Source organism: Streptomyces sp. NPDC049577 (assembly GCF_040675635.1).
Taxonomy (GTDB): domain Bacteria; phylum Actinomycetota; class Actinomycetes; order Streptomycetales; family Streptomycetaceae; genus Streptomyces.
This window is the reverse complement of the sequence record NZ_JBFAPH010000039.1, coordinates 13,059-29,024: the sequence shown is the minus strand read 5'-3', so window position 1 is coordinate 29,024 and position 15,966 is coordinate 13,059. Positions and strand designations below refer to the sequence as shown.

The 15,966-nt window shown below is 72.5% G+C and carries 14 protein-coding genes; 5 read left to right on the top strand and 9 right to left on the bottom strand.

The annotated features are described in order from the left end of the window. The 9 genes from AB0K09_RS07735 to AB0K09_RS07695 all read right to left on the bottom strand — a co-directional run. On the bottom strand, window positions 1-661 hold a 661-nt coding region (locus AB0K09_RS07735), incomplete at its 3' end, for a CYTH domain-containing protein (RefSeq protein WP_366064388.1). A 67-nt stretch (window positions 662-728) separates the two neighbouring features. Beyond that, entirely contained in the window at window positions 729-1,928 is a 1,200-nt protein-coding gene (rodA, locus tag AB0K09_RS07730) for a rod shape-determining protein RodA (protein ID WP_366064387.1), read from the bottom strand. Further along, on the bottom strand, window positions 1,925-4,168 hold the full coding sequence (gene mrdA / locus AB0K09_RS07725) for a penicillin-binding protein 2 (protein WP_366064386.1): 2,244 nt from the start codon (window positions 4,166-4,168) through the stop codon (window positions 1,925-1,927). Before mrdA ends, rodA begins: the two co-directional genes overlap by 4 nt. Next, a complete protein-coding gene (gene mreD, locus AB0K09_RS07720; RefSeq protein WP_366064385.1) occupies window positions 4,165-4,935 on the bottom strand; it encodes a rod shape-determining protein MreD in 771 nt (256 codons plus the stop codon). Before mreD ends, mrdA begins: the two co-directional genes overlap by 4 nt. Window positions 4,936-4,941: 6 nt before the next feature. Then, window positions 4,942-5,880, bottom strand: coding sequence for a rod shape-determining protein MreC (gene mreC / locus AB0K09_RS07715; protein ID WP_366064384.1), 939 nt, complete (start codon window positions 5,878-5,880; stop codon window positions 4,942-4,944). A 163-nt stretch (window positions 5,881-6,043) separates the two neighbouring features. Then, a complete protein-coding gene (locus AB0K09_RS07710) occupies window positions 6,044-7,063 on the bottom strand; it encodes a rod shape-determining protein (RefSeq protein WP_004950903.1) in 1,020 nt (339 codons plus the stop codon). A 289-nt stretch (window positions 7,064-7,352) separates the two neighbouring features. Next, a complete protein-coding gene (gene ndk / locus AB0K09_RS07705) occupies window positions 7,353-7,766 on the bottom strand; it encodes a nucleoside-diphosphate kinase (RefSeq protein WP_366064383.1) in 414 nt (137 codons plus the stop codon). 87 nt (window positions 7,767-7,853) lie between these two features. Continuing rightward, the gene (locus tag AB0K09_RS07700) at window positions 7,854-8,210 is read right to left on the bottom strand and encodes a DUF4233 domain-containing protein (RefSeq protein WP_366064382.1); all 357 of its coding nucleotides are present in this window, start codon (window positions 8,208-8,210) and stop codon (window positions 7,854-7,856) included. Between the two features lie 3 nt (window positions 8,211-8,213). Further along, on the bottom strand, window positions 8,214-9,764 hold the full coding sequence (locus AB0K09_RS07695; protein ID WP_366064381.1) for a folylpolyglutamate synthase/dihydrofolate synthase family protein: 1,551 nt from the start codon (window positions 9,762-9,764) through the stop codon (window positions 8,214-8,216). 152 nt (window positions 9,765-9,916) lie between these two features. Here AB0K09_RS07695 and AB0K09_RS07690 point away from each other — a divergent pair, with 152 nt between their 5' ends. The 5 genes from AB0K09_RS07690 (at window position 9,917) to AB0K09_RS07670 (ending at window position 15,961) form a co-directional block, all read left to right on the top strand. Continuing rightward, window positions 9,917-11,062, top strand: coding sequence for an ATP-binding protein (locus AB0K09_RS07690; RefSeq protein WP_366064390.1), 1,146 nt, complete (start codon window positions 9,917-9,919; stop codon window positions 11,060-11,062). Then, entirely contained in the window at window positions 11,059-11,748 is a 690-nt protein-coding gene (locus tag AB0K09_RS07685) for a response regulator transcription factor (protein WP_366064380.1), read from the top strand. The genes AB0K09_RS07690 and AB0K09_RS07685 overlap by 4 nt, the downstream gene beginning before the upstream one ends. 323 nt (window positions 11,749-12,071) lie before the next feature. Next, window positions 12,072-13,202 carry a UDP-N-acetylglucosamine 2-epimerase (non-hydrolyzing) gene (gene wecB / locus AB0K09_RS07680; RefSeq protein WP_366064379.1) on the top strand — a complete coding sequence of 377 codons (1,131 nt, stop codon included), beginning with the start codon at window positions 12,072-12,074 and terminating at the stop codon, window positions 13,200-13,202. Between the two features lie 33 nt (window positions 13,203-13,235). Next, window positions 13,236-14,603: a glycosyltransferase gene (locus AB0K09_RS07675; protein ID WP_366064378.1), complete on the top strand. Its 1,368-nt coding sequence runs from the start codon at window positions 13,236-13,238 to the stop codon at window positions 14,601-14,603. 188 nt (window positions 14,604-14,791) lie between these two features. Beyond that, the gene (locus tag AB0K09_RS07670) at window positions 14,792-15,961 is read left to right on the top strand and encodes a hypothetical protein (protein ID WP_366064377.1); all 1,170 of its coding nucleotides are present in this window, start codon (window positions 14,792-14,794) and stop codon (window positions 15,959-15,961) included. Window positions 15,962-15,966 lie beyond the last annotated feature (5 nt).

The window sequence follows — 15,966 nt, the reverse complement described above, 5'->3', positions numbered from 1 at the left end:
GTTCGCCGCTGGTGCGGGGCTCGTCCGCGGGCGGGCGGGCCGGTGCGGGCGGGGCGGCGCCGGTCTCCGCGAGGGCCCGGGCCAGTTTCGAGGGCGCGTCGCAGGGGCGCAGCCCGGCCGCGCGCAGGTGCGGTTCGAGTTCGTCGAGGAGGCCGGGGTCGCGGCCGGGCGCCAGCTCGGCCTCGTACTCCGTCCAGCCGGACGCGGCGCCCGGGGCGTCGAGACGGACCGCCGTGACGCGGTCCGCGCTGAGCTCGGCCAGGAGGGCGCCGTCCGCGTCGAGCAGGTGCCGGACCTCCCGGTGGGAGACGATGCGGACGAGCGGCACGAGGGCCGCGCCGCGCGTACGGGCGCGGACGAGCGACGCCATCTCGCGCGGGACCTCGTCGGCGAGCGGGGCGCGGATCTCCTCCCGCACGGCGGGGGCGACGGGGAGCTTCAGGTGCCAGCCGACGTCCTCGCCGCCCGTGCGGCGCCGCAGGGTGATGCCGGCGGCGGCGAGGCGGCGGTCGGCGGTGTCGTAGTAGACGGCGTCGAGCTCGGCGGGGCCCCGCTCGGTGACGGTGGCGACGGGCCCCTTCCCGCTGAGATCGGGCAACCGGGCCGTGCCCGCCTTGCGGGCCGCGTACGTCCGCTCGATCTCTCGCACGGTGTCCGTCATGCCAGCGAATCTAGTCCGCGCGCGTCCGGGGTGGCACCCCCGGAAACCGCCGTGCCCGGCGGAGCCGCTACGCCGACACCGGCCGCTGGGCCTTGATGGACTGGAGCAGCCCGACCGCTATCCACGCCGCGAACATCGACGACCCCCCGTAGGAGACGAACGGCAGCGGCAGGCCCGTCACCGGCATGATGCCGAGCGTCATGCCGATGTTCTCGAAGCTCTGGAACGCGAACCAGGCGATGATGCCGGCGGCCACGATCGTGCCGTAGCGCTCGGTGGACTCGCGGGCGATGCGGCACGCGCGCCAGAGCACGACGCCCAGCAGGAAGATGATCGTGCCCGCGCCGAGGAAGCCGAGTTCCTCGCCGGCCACGGTGAAGATGAAGTCGGTCTGCTGTTCGGGGACGAACTGGCCGCTGGTCTGGGAGCCGTGGAACAGGCCGGCGCCGGTCAGGCCGCCGGAGCCGATGGCGATGCGGGCCTGGTTGGTGTTGTAGCCGACGCCGGAGGGGTCCAGGGCGGGGTTGGCGAAGGCGGCGAAGCGGTTGATCTGGTACGTGTCGAGTATCCCGAGCTGCCAGATCAGGAGGCAGCCGATGACGCCCGCCCCGAGGAGCCCGGCGATCCAGCGGTTGGACGCGCCGGAGGCGAGCAGCACGGCGAGGACGATCACGACGAGCACCATGACCGAGCCGAGGTCGGGCATCAGCAGGATGATCAGCGTGGGCAGGGCGGCCAGCCCCAGGGCCTGGACGACCGTGCGGTGGTCGGGGTTCAGGCGCTCGCCGCCGTCGACCTTGCCGGCGAGCAGCATGGCCATGCCCAGCGTGATGGTGATCTTCGTGAATTCGGAGGGCTGGATGGAGAAGCCGCCGCCGAGCTGGATCCAGGAGCGGGCGCCGTTGATGGTCGCGCCGAGCGGGGTGAGCACGGCGAGGGTGAAGAGCACCGAGACGCCGTAGAGGATCGGCACGGCGCCGCGCAGCGCCCGGTGGCCGACCCAGACGGCGCCGACGGCCAGGGCGAGGCCGATGCCGGTGTTGAGGATGTTGCGCAGCAGGAAGTAGTAGGGGTCGCCGTGGTTGAGCTCGTGGCGGCCGCGGGTGGCGGAGTAGACGAGCAGGGTGCTGATGCCGGAGAGGGCGAGGGCGGCGAGCAGCATCACCCAGTCGAGGCGGCGCACGACGGAGTCGGGGGCGGTGAGCCTGGACCAGGGGCCGCGGTCGGGGCTGTAGCGGCGGACGGTGAACTGGTCGGTGGCGGTCACCGGTCCTCCTCCCTGCGGGGCTGGTCGGTGGGCGTCTCGGGCGGCGGCGGGCCGTCGGGCGGGGACGGGCCGCCGGAGGCGCCGGTGTCGCCGGGGGCCGGCGGCGACGCGGAGGCGGAGCCGGAGCCGGACGGGCTGGGCGAGGGCGATTCGATCTTCTGCGCCTCGATGGTGCCGTCCTTTTCGATCTTCGGCAGTCCGGCCTCGGGGTGCGGCAGCAGCGCCTTCTTCTCGTCGATCTTGCCCTGGGGGTCGACGCCGTAGAGGGCGTTGTAGATGTTGCGCACGGCGGGGCCGGAGGCGCCGGAACCCGTACCGCCCTGGGAGATCGTCATGACGACGGTGTAGTCCGAGGTGTAGGTGGCGAACCAGGAGGTGGTCTGCTTGCCGTAGACCTCGGCGGTACCGGTCTTGGCGTGCATGGGGATCTGGCTCTGCGGCCAGCCGGTGAACCGCCAGGCGGCGGTGCCCTCGGTGGCCACGCCGGCGAGGGCGGAGTCGATCTGGTCGCGGGTCCTGCCGTCGAAGGGCAGCTTGCCGTGGGAGGCGGGCTGGATCTCCGTCACGTGCTTGCCGTCGGCGCTGACGACGGCCTTGCCGACGGTGGGGTTGTAGAGGGTGCCGCCGTTGGCGATGGCGGCGTAGATGGTGGCCATCTGGATGGGGGTGACGAGGGTGTCGCCCTGGCCGATGGAGTAGTTGACGGAGTCACCGGCGCGCATGCGCATGCCGGACTCGCAGTTCTCCTTGGCGATCTTCCCGGCGTAGCTGTCGTCCTTCTGGCCCTGCTTGCACCAGGAGTCCTTGTTGGCGTCCCAGTACTTCTTCTTCCACTCGCGGTCGGGGACGCGGCCGCGGACCTCGTTGGGGAGGTCGATGCCGGTCTCCTTGCCCAGGCCGAACTGGTGGGCGGTCTTGTAGAACCAGTCGGCGGGGTGCTTGGGGTTGTTGCCGCCGTCCTTCTGCCACTGGCGGTAGGCCAGGTCGTAGAAGACGGTGTCGCAGGAGACCTCCAGCGCCCGGCCGAGGTCGATGGGGCCGTAGCCCTTGGACTCGTAGTTCTGGAAGACCTGGTTGCCGATGCTGTACGAGCTGGAGCAGTTGTAGTGGTCGGTGAAGGGGTAGCCGGCGTTGACGGCCGCGGTTGCGGAGATGACCTTGAAGATCGAGCCGGGGGCGGCCTGGCCCTGGATGGCGCGGTTGAGCAGCGGGTAGTCGGAGTCCTTGCCGGTGAGGTCCCGGTAGTCCTTGGCGGAGATGCCGCCGACCCAGACGTTGGGGTCGTAGGTCGGGTTGGAGGCCATGGCGACGACGCGGCCGGTCTTGGCCTCCATCACCACGACGGCTCCGGCGTCGGCCTTGTAGGTGGTGCCGGTGTTGCGGTCGACCTCCTTGCGGGCGTCCTTCATCGCCTGGTCCAGTTCCCGTTCCGCTATGGCCTGCACGCGGGCGTCGAGGCTGGTGACGATGTTGGCGCCGGGCTGGGCCTTGTCGCTCTTGGCCTTGCCGATGACGCGGCCGAGGTTGTCGACCTCGTAGCGGGTGACGCCGGCCCTGCCGCGCAGCTGGGCGTCGTACTGCCGCTCCAGGCCGGAGCGGCCGACCTGGTCGGAGCGCAACAGCGGGGTGCGGGAGCTCTTGGCCTTGGTGATCTCGTCGTCGGTGACGGGCGAGAGGTAGCCGAGGACCTGGGCGGCGTTGGCGCCGCCGGGCTGGGCGTAGCGGCGGACGGCCGTGGGTTCGGCGGTGATGCCGGGGAAGTCCTCGGCACGTTCGCGGATCTGCAGGGCCTGCTGGGTGGTGGCCTCGTCGGTGATGGGGATGGGCTGGTAGGGCGAGCCGGCCCAGCAGGGCTTGGGGGTCTTGGCGTCGCACAGCCGGACCTTGGCGGCGACGTCCTCGGGCTTGAGGTTCAGCACGCCGGCGAGGCGGGCGAGGACGGCCTTGCCGCGGTCGCGCATCTTCATCAGGTCGGTGCGGTTGGCGGAGACGACGAGACGGGTCTCGTTGTCGGCCAGCGGCACTCCGCGGGCGTCGAGGATGGAGCCGCGGGTGGCGGGTGCGACGACCTGCTGGATGTGGTTGTTGGCGGCCTCGGCGGTGTACTGGTCGCCGTTGCGGATCTGGAGGTACCACAGGCGGCCGCCGAGGGTCAGCAGCAGGGAGACGACGAGGATCTGAAGGACGATCAGCCGGATCGTCACCCGGTTCGTCCGGCCGGACTCGGACAGGCCGCTCACAGGCGCTTCATCCCCTTCACGCGGCCGGCCCGCCGGACGGGCTTGGCGATCAGCATGCCGCGCTGGCCGCTCAGCCGCCCGCCGCCGAGCCGGCCACCACCGAACCGGCCGCCGCCGAAGCGTCCGCCGCCGAAGCGACCGCCGCGCCCGCCGCCGAAGAGGCGGCCCTTGGCCGCCCGGCCGCCGCGCCCGCCGCCGTTCGCGGCGCGCCAGCCGTAGCCGCCCTCGCCGCCGGAGGAGGCCGTGCCGTCCCCGGTCAGCGGGTCGCTGACCGTGCGCCGGGCCAGCGCCATGATCAACGGCACGGTGAAGGGCGCCAGCAGCAGGTCGTAGAGCAGGGCGGTGAACAGCAGCCCGGTCAGGCCGACGTGGCGGGCGGCGGTGTCGCCGACGAGGGAGCCCACGCCCGCGTAGAGCAGGGTCGAGGCGACGGCCGCGCCGGCGACGACGACCATGGGCACGGTGGCCGAGCGCAGATGGCCGCTCTCGGGTTTGGCGAGGCCGACGAGATAGCCGACCAGGCACAGGACCAGGGCGTAGCGCCCGGTGGCGTGGTCGGCGGGGGGCGCGATGTCGGCGAGGAGGCCCGCGCCGAAGCCGACGAACGCGCCGGCCGTGTGGCCGTACACGAGGGCGAGGCCGACGACGACGAGGAGCAGCAGATCGGGGACGGCGCCGGGGAGATGGAGCCGCGCGAAGACGCTGACCTGGACGACGAGGGCCACCACCACGAGCGCGGTCGACAGCAGGATCCGGTTGAGGCGCATGGGTCGTCAGTCCCTGGGTGTGTCGCTCGCGGAGGGGGTGGGGGTGGCCGTGACGGTCACCGTGGGGGCGGGCCTCGGGGTTTCCGGCTTGGGGGGCAGCACGGTGTCGCGGGGGTCCTCACGGGGTGGCTGGACGACGACGCCGACGAGATCGAGCTTGCTGAAGCCCACGAAGGGCCGCACCTGGAGGGTTCGGGTCAGTCCCCCGCCGGCGGGTTCGACGCGGGTGACCTCGCCGACGGGCACGCCGGGGACGAAGGGCTTGTTCCGGCTGGAGCCGAAGGTGACGAGGCGGTCGCCGGGGTGGACGACGGCCTTGCCGTTGAGCAGTTCGACGCGCAGGGAGCGGTCGCCCTGGCCGTTGGCGAAGCCCAGTTCGCCGGTCTTCTCCATGCGGGTGCCGACGGTGAACTTGGGGTCGCCGGCGAGCAGGACGGTGGAGGTGGTCGGGCCGACGGTGGTGACGCGGCCGACGAGTCCGTCGCCGTTGATGACGGTCATGTCGCGCTTGACGCCGTCGTCGCTGCCGATGTCGATGGTGACGGTCCAGGAGAAGCCCTGTGCGGCTCCTATGGCGATGACCTGCGCGCCCTTGATGCCGTACTGGCCGCGGCCGGCGGTCTTGAGCATGGAGTCGAGCTGGCGCAGGCGGTCGCTGTTGCGGGCGTCGCTGCCGAGCTTCTGCTTCAGGGCGGTGTTCTCGCGCTCCAGCTCGGTGATCCGGCGGCTGCGGTCACCGGAGTCGCGGACCGCCGCGAAGGCGTCGCCGACCGGGTCGACGGCCGCCGCCACCCCCTCCTCGACCGGGCCGAAGGCCGAGGCGGCGGCATGCCGGGCACCGTCGAGGGGGGACTGTTCGCCGCCGCGGATGTCGACCGTGATCAGCGCGAACGCGACGGCGACCAGCAGCGCCAACAGCAGCCGGCTCTCTCGTGTGTCCCTCACGTGCGGCGGCGTGCCCTTCTCGTCGGACCGGCCGGCCCCGGTTGCGGGCCGGTCGGTCGGGAGCGTCTGAATCGGGAGCGTTCTGCCTGTTACCAGGCTGTATATCAGGTTGTCCGGCGGCTGCCGCGCCGACTCGGTGCCCCTTTTCGGCCTCCTGTTCCGCTCAGCGGCGCGGCTGGGCGTCCAGCACCTGCTGGAGCGCCTCGAACTCCTCGACGCACTTGCCCGAGCCGAGGGCCACGGAGTCCAGCGGGTCCTCGGCGATGTGGATGGGCATGCCCGTCTCGCGGCGCAGCCGCTCGTCGAGCCCGCGCAGCAGGGCGCCACCGCCGGTGAGAACGATGCCGCGGTCCATCACGTCACCGGACAGCTCGGGCGGGCACTTGTCGAGGGTCGTCTTGACGGCGTCGACGATGGAGTTGACCGGCTCCTCGATGGCCTTGCGGACCTCGGCGGCCGAGATGACGACGGTCTTGGGCAGTCCGCTGACCAGGTCGCGGCCGCGGATCTCGGTGTGCTCGTCCTGCTCGAGGTCGTAGGCCGAACCGATGGTGATCTTGATTTGTTCGGCGGTGCGCTCGCCCAGCAGGAGGCTGTACTCCTTCTTGATGTGCTGGATGATCGCGTTGTCCAGTTCGTCGCCGGCGACCCGGATGGACTGGGCGGTGACGATGCCGCCGAGGGAGATGACGGCGACCTCGGTGGTGCCGCCGCCGATGTCCACCACCATGTTGCCGGTGGCCTCGTGGACGGGCAGGCCCGAGCCGATCGCGGCCGCCATCGGCTCCTCGATGATGTGCACCTGGCGCGCGCCGGCCTGGGTGGACGCCTCGATGACGGCGCGTCGCTCGACGCCGGTGATGCCGGAGGGCACGCAGACCACGACCCGGGGGCGGGCCATCCACCGCCGCTTATGGATCTTGAGGATGAAATAGCGGAGCATCCGCTCGGTGATCTCGAAGTCGGCGATCACGCCGTCCTTCAGCGGCCGGACCGCGACGATGTTGCCCGGGGTCCGGCCGATCATCTTCTTCGCCTCGGCACCCACCGCGAGGATGCCACCGGTGTTCGTATTGATCGCGACGACTGACGGCTCGTTGAGGACGATCCCGCGGCCTCTGACGTACACCAGCGTGTTGGCGGTCCCGAGGTCGACAGCCATGTCACGGCCGATGAACGACATGTTGTTCCCCATGAGGATACGTCTGGCCTTCCCAGCTGGAGCGATTGCTTACTTGAGGTCGGCAGGGGCGGTGCGCTGCGGGCGCCGGAGCTTCATCGTAGTCTCGCCCACTCGAACGCGGCGCGAGGGTGGTTCCTCCGCCATTGTCGGCGGAACACGCATCCGCCCCCGTAATGGTGACGTCGTGTCGGAGTGAGAGGTTCCCTCGTTCGGGCCGCATATGCCAGAGGGCGACCGAAAAGAAAAATCGGTCGCCCCTGATCAGAATGGGTGCAGCCCTGATGAGGTATCAGACAAGCCCCGGAAAGAAAATCTTGATTTCACGCTGCGCGGACTCCTCGGAGTCGGAGGCGTGGATGAGGTTCTCGCGCGTGATGGTGCCGAAGTCACCCCTGATGGAACCGGGAGCGGCCGAGATGGGGTCGGTCGGTCCCGCCAGCGCGCGCACGCCCTCGATCACGCGCTCGCCCTCGACCACCATGGCCACGACGGGGCCGGAGGACATGAAGGCGACCAGCGGCTCGTAGAAGTCGCGGCCGACGTGCTCGGCGTAGTGCTGCTCCAGGGTCGCCCGGTCGAGGGTACGCAGTTCCAGCGCGCTGATCGTCCAGCCGGCCTTGCGCTCGATGCGGCCGGTGATCTCGCCGACCAGGCCGCGACGGACGGCGTCCGGCTTGAGGAGGACGAGGGTGCGCTGGGACATGGTGCGGCTCCTTGCATGGACGAACGGTGCAGTGGGCCAGAGGCTACAGGGGCGCGCGGGAGCACTCCTACCGGGTGCCCCCGCAGCTCAGACGGACTCCGGCGCCGCCTCGGCCTGCGCCGCCGCGAAGCGTGCCTTGGCCGCGTCGACCTTGCGGCCGAAGTGGACCGAGGCCCACCACAGCCCGGCGAAGACCACCCCGAGGATGTACATCGTCGGGACGATCATGCCGCTGGCGATCAGCCCGAGCTGGAGCAGCCAGCCGAGCTGGACGCCGCCGCGCCGGGTGAGCACGCCGCAGAGCAGCACGCTGAGCACCATGGCGGTGCCGCTGACGGCCCAGACCGTGCCGGCGGACAGGTCGGAGGTCTGCATGGCCACCAGGCCGGCGAATCCGATGACGAAGAATTCACCGATCAGAGTGCTCGCGCACAGCGTCCTCATGGGTCAGCCCCTCCTCAGCAGCAGCCGGGCCTCGCCGACCGTGATCACCGAACCGGTCACCAGGACTCCGGCACCGGCGTACTCGCCCTCCTCCTCGGCGAGCGTGATGGCCGCCTCCAGGGCGTCGTCCAGGCGCGGCTCGACCTGCACCCGCTCGGCGCCGAAGACCTCGACCGCGAGCGCGGCGAGCTCGTCGGCGTCCATCGAGCGCTGGGTGGAGTTGCGGGTGACGACGACCTCGGCGAAGACCGGCTCGAAGGCCTCCAGCAGCCCGCGCACGTCCTTGTCGGCGCTGGCGGCGACGACACCGATGAGCCGGCTGAAGCCGAACGCCTCGGTGATCGCCTCGGCGGCCGCCTGCGCGCCCGCGGGGTTGTGCGCGGCGTCGAGCACCACGGTCGGGCTGCGCCGCACGACCTCCAGCCGGCCCGGGGAGGTGACCGACGCGAAGGCGCGGCGGACGGTGTCCATGTCGAGCGTGCGGGCGTGCTGCGAGCCGATACCGAAGAAGGCCTCGACGGCGGCCAGCGCGACGGCCGCGTTGTGGGCCTGGTGCGCGCCGTAGAGCGGCAGGAAGACGTCGGGGTAGTCGCCGCCGAGACCGCGCAGGGTCAGCAGCTGGCCGCCGACGGCGACCTCGCGGGCGGTGACGCCGAACTCCATGCCCTCGCGGGCCACGGTGGCGTCGACCTCGACGGAGCGCTTGAGCAGCACCTGCGCGGCGTCCACCGGCTGCTGGGCGAGGACGACGGTGGCGTCCTGCTTGATGATCCCGGCCTTCTCCTTGGCGATCTCCCCCGGAGTGGCGCCCAGCCGGTCGGTGTGGTCGAGCGCTATCGGCGTGACGACCGCGACCGTGCCGTCGACGACATTGGTGGCGTCCCAGGTGCCGCCCATGCCGACCTCGACCACGGCCACGTCGACCGGGGCGTCGGCGAAGGCCGCGAAGGCCATGGCGGTGAGCACCTCGAAGAAGGAGAGACGGTAGTCCTCGCGCTCGTCGGTCATCTGGACGTACGGCTGGATGTCCCGGTACGTCTCGATGAAGCGCTCGGCGTCGATCGGCGCGCCGTCCAGGCTGATGCGCTCGGTCACCGACTGCACGTGCGGGCTGGTGTAGCGGCCGGTGCGCAGGTCGAACGAGCGCAGCAGCGCCTCGATCATGCGGGCGGTGCTGGTCTTGCCGTTGGTGCCGGTGATGTGGATCGCGGGGTAGGCGCGCTCGGGGTGGCCGAGGATGTCCATCAGGCCGGCGATGCGGACCAGGGACGGGTCGAGCTTGGTCTCCCCCCAGCGCCCGGCGAGCTCGGCCTCCACCTCGCGCAGCGCCCGGTCGACCTCGGGGTCGGTGGGACGCGCGGGGACGCCGTCGCCCTCGGGCGGGCCGGCCTGGGCGCGCAGGGTGCGGCTGCCGGCCTCGATCACCGCCAGGTCGGGGTCACGGGTGGTCTCGGCGTCGACGATCTCCTCGAACCGGTCGCTATCGCCGGGTTCGCCGGATTCGTGGTCGGCTTCGTTGTCGGGGTTGTCGTCGTTCAGGGGGCGCTCGCTCACGGGGTCAGTCTACGGAGGCGGCGGTGCGCCGACGGCTAGGGGCGGTCCTCGGCCGGGTTTATGTGGAGCAGGACCTTCCGGTTTGTCATACCGTTTTGCCTGCGGTTGATCGTAAAAGTCCCCGCCGGGCACACGAGGGCTGGGTGAGCGAGATGCAATCCGAGGACCGGGGCCGGCTCCAGGCCGTCCTGGAGGCGCTGCCCGCCGGCGCCCTGCTGCAGAGCCCGCGCGACGAGGTGCTCGCCGTCAACCGCCGGTTCGTCACCATGTTCGACCTGGACGGCCGGGTCGACCTCTCCCCCGGTGCCCCCGTACGGCCGCTCGTCCCGCTCGTCCGCGCCTTCTTCGCCGATCACACCGCGCCCCGCACCCCCGGCGAGATCCTCGCCCGCCGGCACGTCCACCGCGTGGCCGAGATCCCCTTCACCGACGGGCGCGTCATCCGCCGCGAGGTCGAGCCCCTGCGACACGACGGCGAGTACCTGGGCGCCCTGTGGGTCTACGCCGACATCACCGAGCGCAAGCGGCGCGAGCGCGACCTGGAGCGCGACAACCGCGAGCTGACCGAGCTGGCCCGGCAGCGCAACTCGTTCACCGCCGCCGCCTCCCACGAGCTGCGCACCCCGCTCTCCTCCGTGATCAGCTTCTGCGATCTGCTCGCCGACCCCGCCTTCGGCGCCCTGACCGACGAGCAGTCCTCCTTCGTGGACGCCGTCCGGCGCAACGCCGCCCGCATGCAGCGCGTCATCTCCGACCTGCTGCTGACCACCCGCATGCGGGCCGCCGCCCCGGACCTGGAGTTCGCACCCGTCGACGTGCCGCACATGCTGCTGGAGGCCCTGCTGGACCACATGCCGGCGATCGAGGCGGCGGGTCTCTTCGCCGTCCTGGACTGCGACCCCGGCCCGCCCCTGCGCGGGGACGGGCACCGGCTGCGGCACGTCATCGGCAACCTGCTGGAGAACGCCGCCAAATTCACCCCGCCGGGCGGCCGCCTCGACATCACCGCCGCGCCCCGGGGCCCGTACTGGGACATCGAGGTCGCCGACACGGGCATCGGCATCCCCGACCAGTACCGCCACGAGATCTTCAGCGGCTTCGTCCGCGCCCCCAACGCCCGCTCCGGCGGCTACCCCGGCACGGGCCTGGGCCTGGCCATCGCCCGTACGGTGGTCCAGCTGCACGGCGGCACGATCACGGCCGCCGGGCACGGCGGGGGCGGGAGCGGCGCCGTCTTCCGCATCCGCCTGCCGATCGCCGGACCGCCGGCGGCCCCCGGAGAGGCGGCCGTGCCGTGACCCGCGTCCTGATCGCCGAGGACGACCCCGACCTCGCCCTCGCCCTGCGCGTCCTGCTCACCCGCAGCGGCTACGAGCCCGTGCACGCCGACGACGGGCGCGAGGCCCTGCGGCTGCTCTTCGCCGAGCGGCCCGCGCTGATGATCCTCGACATCGGCCTGCCCGGCCTCGACGGCTGGGAGGTCCTCGAACGCACCCGGGACATGTCCGACCTCCCCGTCCTCCTGCTCACCGCGCGCGGCGCGGAGAGCGACCGCGTGCGCGGCCTGCGCGCGGGCGCGGACGACTACCTCCCCAAGCCCTTCGGCAACGACGAGCTCCTCGCCCGCGTCGAGGCCCTCCTGCGCCGCAGCGCCCCCACCCGCTGGGCCGGCGACTCCTACGGCGACGACGGCCTGCGCCTGGTCCCCGAGCGCCGCTCGGCGGTCTGGCAGGGCCACGAGGCCCGGCTCAGCGACATCGAGTACCGCCTGCTCCAGCTCCTCGTCCGCAACCGGGGCCGGGTGATCACCACCGAGCAGCTGCTCGACCGCGTCTGGGACGACCCGGAGGGCACGGGCCGCGAACGCGTCAAATTCGCGGTCCTGCGGCTGCGTCGCAAGCTCCGCCAAGCGGCCGGCGACGAGGCGGCGGACCCCCTGGAGGCGGTCCGGGGACTGGGGTACCGCTACCGGGCCGCGGAGTAGGTCCGGCACCCGGGGGCTTCGCCCCCGGACCCCCACGGGGTGGTGCGGGCCGCTGGCCCGGTTGTGCCCACCCGTTCCGCCTTGCGGAACGCCTGCCCACAACCGGTGCGGCCACGTTCGGGGCGCAGGGGGCGGAGCCCCCGCCTGGGGCCGGGGCGCAGCCCCGGTGGGGGCGTTCGGGGGCGAAGCCCCCGAAAGAAACGGGAAAGGGCGGGTCCGGGGCAAATCGCAACCGAGCGGCAACCGACGCTCATCCGCACCCGCAACCGGCCCCCCGCACTCTCGGTGGCGTCCCCGCAAGACGGCCCCAGGAGTGAGTCCCCGTGTACCCCCTGCCTCCCCGCAGCGTCGCGATCGTCCTCGGCACCCGCCCCGAGCTCGTCAAGCTCACCGACCTCGTACGTCTCCTGGGCCCCGCCGCGCACCTCGTGCACACCGGTCAGCACTACGACGACGAGCTCTCCGGCCGTTTCCTGACCGAGCTCGGCCTGCCCGAGCCCACCTTCCTGACCGGCGTCGGCGGGCAGTCGCGCGCCGTGCAGATCTCGGCCGCGCTCGCGCAGCTCGACGGCCTCTTCGCCGCCGAGCCGCCGCTGGCCGTCGTCGTCCAGGGCGACACCAACGCCGCCCTCGCCGGCGCGCTCGCCGCCAACGCGCGCGGCATCCCCCTGCTGCACGTCGAGGCCGGTCTGCGCAGCCACGACCGCGACATGCCCGAGGAGCACAACCGCGTCCTCATCGACCACATCTCCGACGTGCTGTGCGCCGCCACCGAGGACAACCGGGCCGGCCTCCTCGCCGAGGGCGTCGACGACGCCCGCATCGCCGTCACCGGCAACACCGTCGTCGAGGCCGTCCGCAACCAGCTCCCGGACGCGGACCGGCGCGCCGCGCTCCTGGACCGGTACGGCCTGACCGCCGACGGTTACGTCCTGGCCACCGTCCACCGGCCCGAGAACACCGACTCCCCCGAGGCCCTGCGCGCGATCCTCACCGAGCTCGGCGCCCTCGCGACGCCCGGCCGCCCGGTGCTGCTGCCCCTGCACCCGCGCACACGGGCCCGGATCGAGGCTGCCCGCCTCACGCACCTGCTCGCCCCGCTCACGGTGAGCGCGCCCGTCGGCTACGGCGAGTTCCTCGCCCTCGCCCGGCACGCGGCGCTGCTCGTCTCCGACTCCGGCGGCATCCAGGAGGAGTGCACCGTCCTCGGCCGCCCCCTGGTCGTCGTGCGGCGCTCCACGGAGCGGCCGGAGGCGATGGGCGACTTCGCCGAGCTCGTCGAGCCGGGCCCGGGGATCGGGCGGGCGGCCCGGCGCCGCCTCGCGGAGGGCGCGGAAGGCCTGGACCGGCTGGCCGCCCTGCCGAGCCCCTTCGGGGACGGCCTCGCGTCCGAGCGGATCGCCGGACTGCTCACCGCGATCGGCGCGCGCGAGCAGCTGACCGCCGCCGCCTGAGCCCCACACACCCCTTCCGGAGCCCTTCCCCGTATGTTCTCCCACCCCCTCCTGCTCGTCTTCCCCTTCTTCCTCCTGCTCTGCTTCCTCCTCTACTGGGCCGGCGCCCGCCATGCCTACCTGCGCCGTCCCGCCGTCACCGACGGCGACCCGAACGCCTTCGACTGGCACTTCTTCGTGCCCTGCCGGGACGAGGAGGCCGTCGTCGGCACCACGGTGACCGCGCTGCGCGCCGACCACCCCGCCGCGCACGTGTGGGTCATCGACGACGACAGCGACGACCGCACCGGCGCCATCGTCGCCGCCCTCGCCGAGGACGACCGGCGCGTGCACCTCGTCCGCCGGCACCGGCCGCACGCCCGGCAGGGCAAGGGCGCGGCGCTCAACACCGCGTACGACGAGCTGAACGACTTCCTGCCGAACGACGCCGACCGCGAGCGCGTCGTCGTGTGCGTCATCGACGCCGACGGCCGGCTCGACCCGCACGCCCTCGCGCGCGTCGCCGGCCCCCAGGGCTTCGGCGACCCCGGGACCGGCGGCGTGCAGGTCAGCGTCCGGATGCGCAACACCGACGACCCGCGCCCGCTCGGCGAGAACCACGGCCGGCTGCGCAACGCCCTCGCCCGGCTCCTCGTGCGCATGCAGGACATGGAGTTCTCCGTCTCCAACGCCGGCATGCAGCTGCTGCGCGGCCGCACCGGTTCCGTCGGCCTCGGCGGCAACGGCCAGTTCACCCGGCTCTCCTCGCTGGACCGGATAGCCGCGGCCGAGCGGCGGCCCTGGCAGCGCGGCGCGCTGCTGGAGGACTACGAGCTCGGCCTGCACATGATCCTCACCGGCGACCGGATAGCGCACATCGCGGACACCTGGGTCTCCCAGGAGGGCCTGCCCCACGGCCGCCGCTTCCTGACCCAGCGCACCCGCTGGGCGCAGGGCAACCTGCAGTGCGTGCGCTACGCGCCGCGCATCGTCTCCTCGCGCCACTACGGCGGCAAGGGCGTGCTGGAGACCCTGTACACCTTCCTCCAGCCGGTCGCGCACCTGGTGACGCTCGCGCTGTGCGCGGTCATGTTCGCCCTGCTCGGCCTGACCGCCGCCCGGGACGGCGCCGGCGAGGCGTTCGGCGGCATGCTGGCGCTCTGGCCGCTGGTGCTGGGCCTGGCCGTGCTGTCCATCGGCCCGTTCGTGCTGTGGGGCCCGGTCTACCGCCGCGACTTCGCCGCCGACCGCTCGCTGCTCACGGCCCTGCTGTGGGGCGTGGCGCTGTGGCTGTACGCCTACCACCTGTTCCCCGCGTCGGCGCGCGGCTTCGTGCGGATGCTGCGCGGCCGCAACGGCTGGGCCAAGACGCGGCGCAACGCCGAGAGCGTGGAGTCCGGCCCGGTCGCCATCGAGGCCTGACGTGCCCTCACCGCTCCCTCGGTGGCCGGCTGAACAAACCACTCCGTGGCATGAGTTCGGTCACAGAATCGCCCGCCCGGGCAACCCGCGCTCACGTTCCGCCATCTGACCGGCGGTGACAGTTCTGCCCGGAGTGGTTCCGGGTGGCGGGACGGAGCGTTGTGCGGATACCGGAACTGAGCACACGGGTGCACTTGTTGCTGCTGACCGCGTGGGCCGTGCTCTGGTTCGTGGTTGTCGAGCCGAGCGGCGGCTTCTCCTGGCACTACCTGCGCACCGGCGGCGAGCTCATCTACGACGGCCGGAGCGACGGCGGGCTGAACCTCTACGCCAGCCATCCCGAACTGCAGATGGGCCCGATCAGCTTCCTGGTCGCGGGCCTGTTCAACCCCTTCCCCGCCGCCGTCGGGCAGGTCATGGCCGAGGCGCTGATGTCGGTCCTGGGACTGGTGATCCTGGTCCTGGCCGGCCGCAGCGCGGCCCGGCACTTCCTGGGCACCGGCACCAACCACCAGCGGCTGCGGCAGCGGGTGCTCGTCGCGGGCCTGGCCTTCATCCCCATGTGGATCGAGGTCTCGGTCCGCTTCGCGCATCTGGACGATGTCCTCGCGCTGTTCTTCACGGCCCTGGCGGTGCGCTACCTGACGCGCTGCGACGCGGCGGCCACCGGCATCTGCCTGGCCCTGGCCATGAACTCCAAGCCGACCGCGCTGGCGTTCCTGCCGCTCGTCCTCGCCCTGCCCAAGGAGCGCTGGCTGCGCGCCGGGCTGTGGTGCGTCGGCCTGGTGGCCGCCTTCTGGCTGCCGTTCTTCCTCGTCGACCCGCACTCGTTCGCCGCGGCGAAGTTCACCATCCCCAACAACCCGGCCTCCGCCCTGCGCTGGCTGGGCGGCAACACCCCCGAGACCCCGAACTGGGCCCGCCCGGCCCAGGCCGCGCTCGGCCTCGCCCTGGGCACCGTCGCCGTGTGGCGCGGCCGCTGGGCGGCGGTCGTCCTGCTGGGCGCCAACGCCCGTATCGTCCTCGACCCCAGCGTCTACACCTACTACACCGCCTCCGTGCTGCTGGGCACCCTGCTGTGGGACGTGTGCGGGCAGCGGCGGCTGGTGCCGTGGTGGAGCTGGATCGCGCTGCTCGTCCTGTACGGCAGCGTCTTCGTGGTGCCCGACGAGTCGGCCAAGGGCCTGATCCGGCTGGGCTTCGTGGTCGTCTCGACGGCCTACGTGCTGTTCGCGCCCGTGCGCGACCGCCGGGACCGGAATCGCCACAGGCCCCTCGACCGGGTGGAAGAGGGGCCTGTGGACGGGCCGTGGGGACCCATGTGGGACCCGGGCAGGACCAGACCCTGGGCGCGCTAGCCGGG

Bases quoted from the DNA above. Each gene is read 5' to 3' on its own strand.
- AB0K09_RS07700 (WP_366064382.1), bottom strand. From the start codon at position 8,210: ATGAGGACGCTGTGCGCGAGCACTCTGATCGGTGAATTCTTCGTCATC.
- mreD (WP_366064385.1), bottom strand. From the start codon at position 4,935: ATGCGCCTCAACCGGATCCTGCTGTCGACCGCGCTCGTGGTGGTGGCC.
- AB0K09_RS07710 (WP_004950903.1), bottom strand. From the start codon at position 7,063: ATGTCGTTCATCGGCCGTGACATGGCTGTCGACCTCGGGACCGCCAAC.
- AB0K09_RS07690 (WP_366064390.1), top strand. From the start codon at position 9,917: ATGCAATCCGAGGACCGGGGCCGGCTCCAGGCCGTCCTGGAGGCGCTG.
- ndk (WP_366064383.1), bottom strand. From the start codon at position 7,766: ATGTCCCAGCGCACCCTCGTCCTCCTCAAGCCGGACGCCGTCCGTCGC.
- AB0K09_RS07675 (WP_366064378.1), top strand. From the start codon at position 13,236: ATGTTCTCCCACCCCCTCCTGCTCGTCTTCCCCTTCTTCCTCCTGCTC.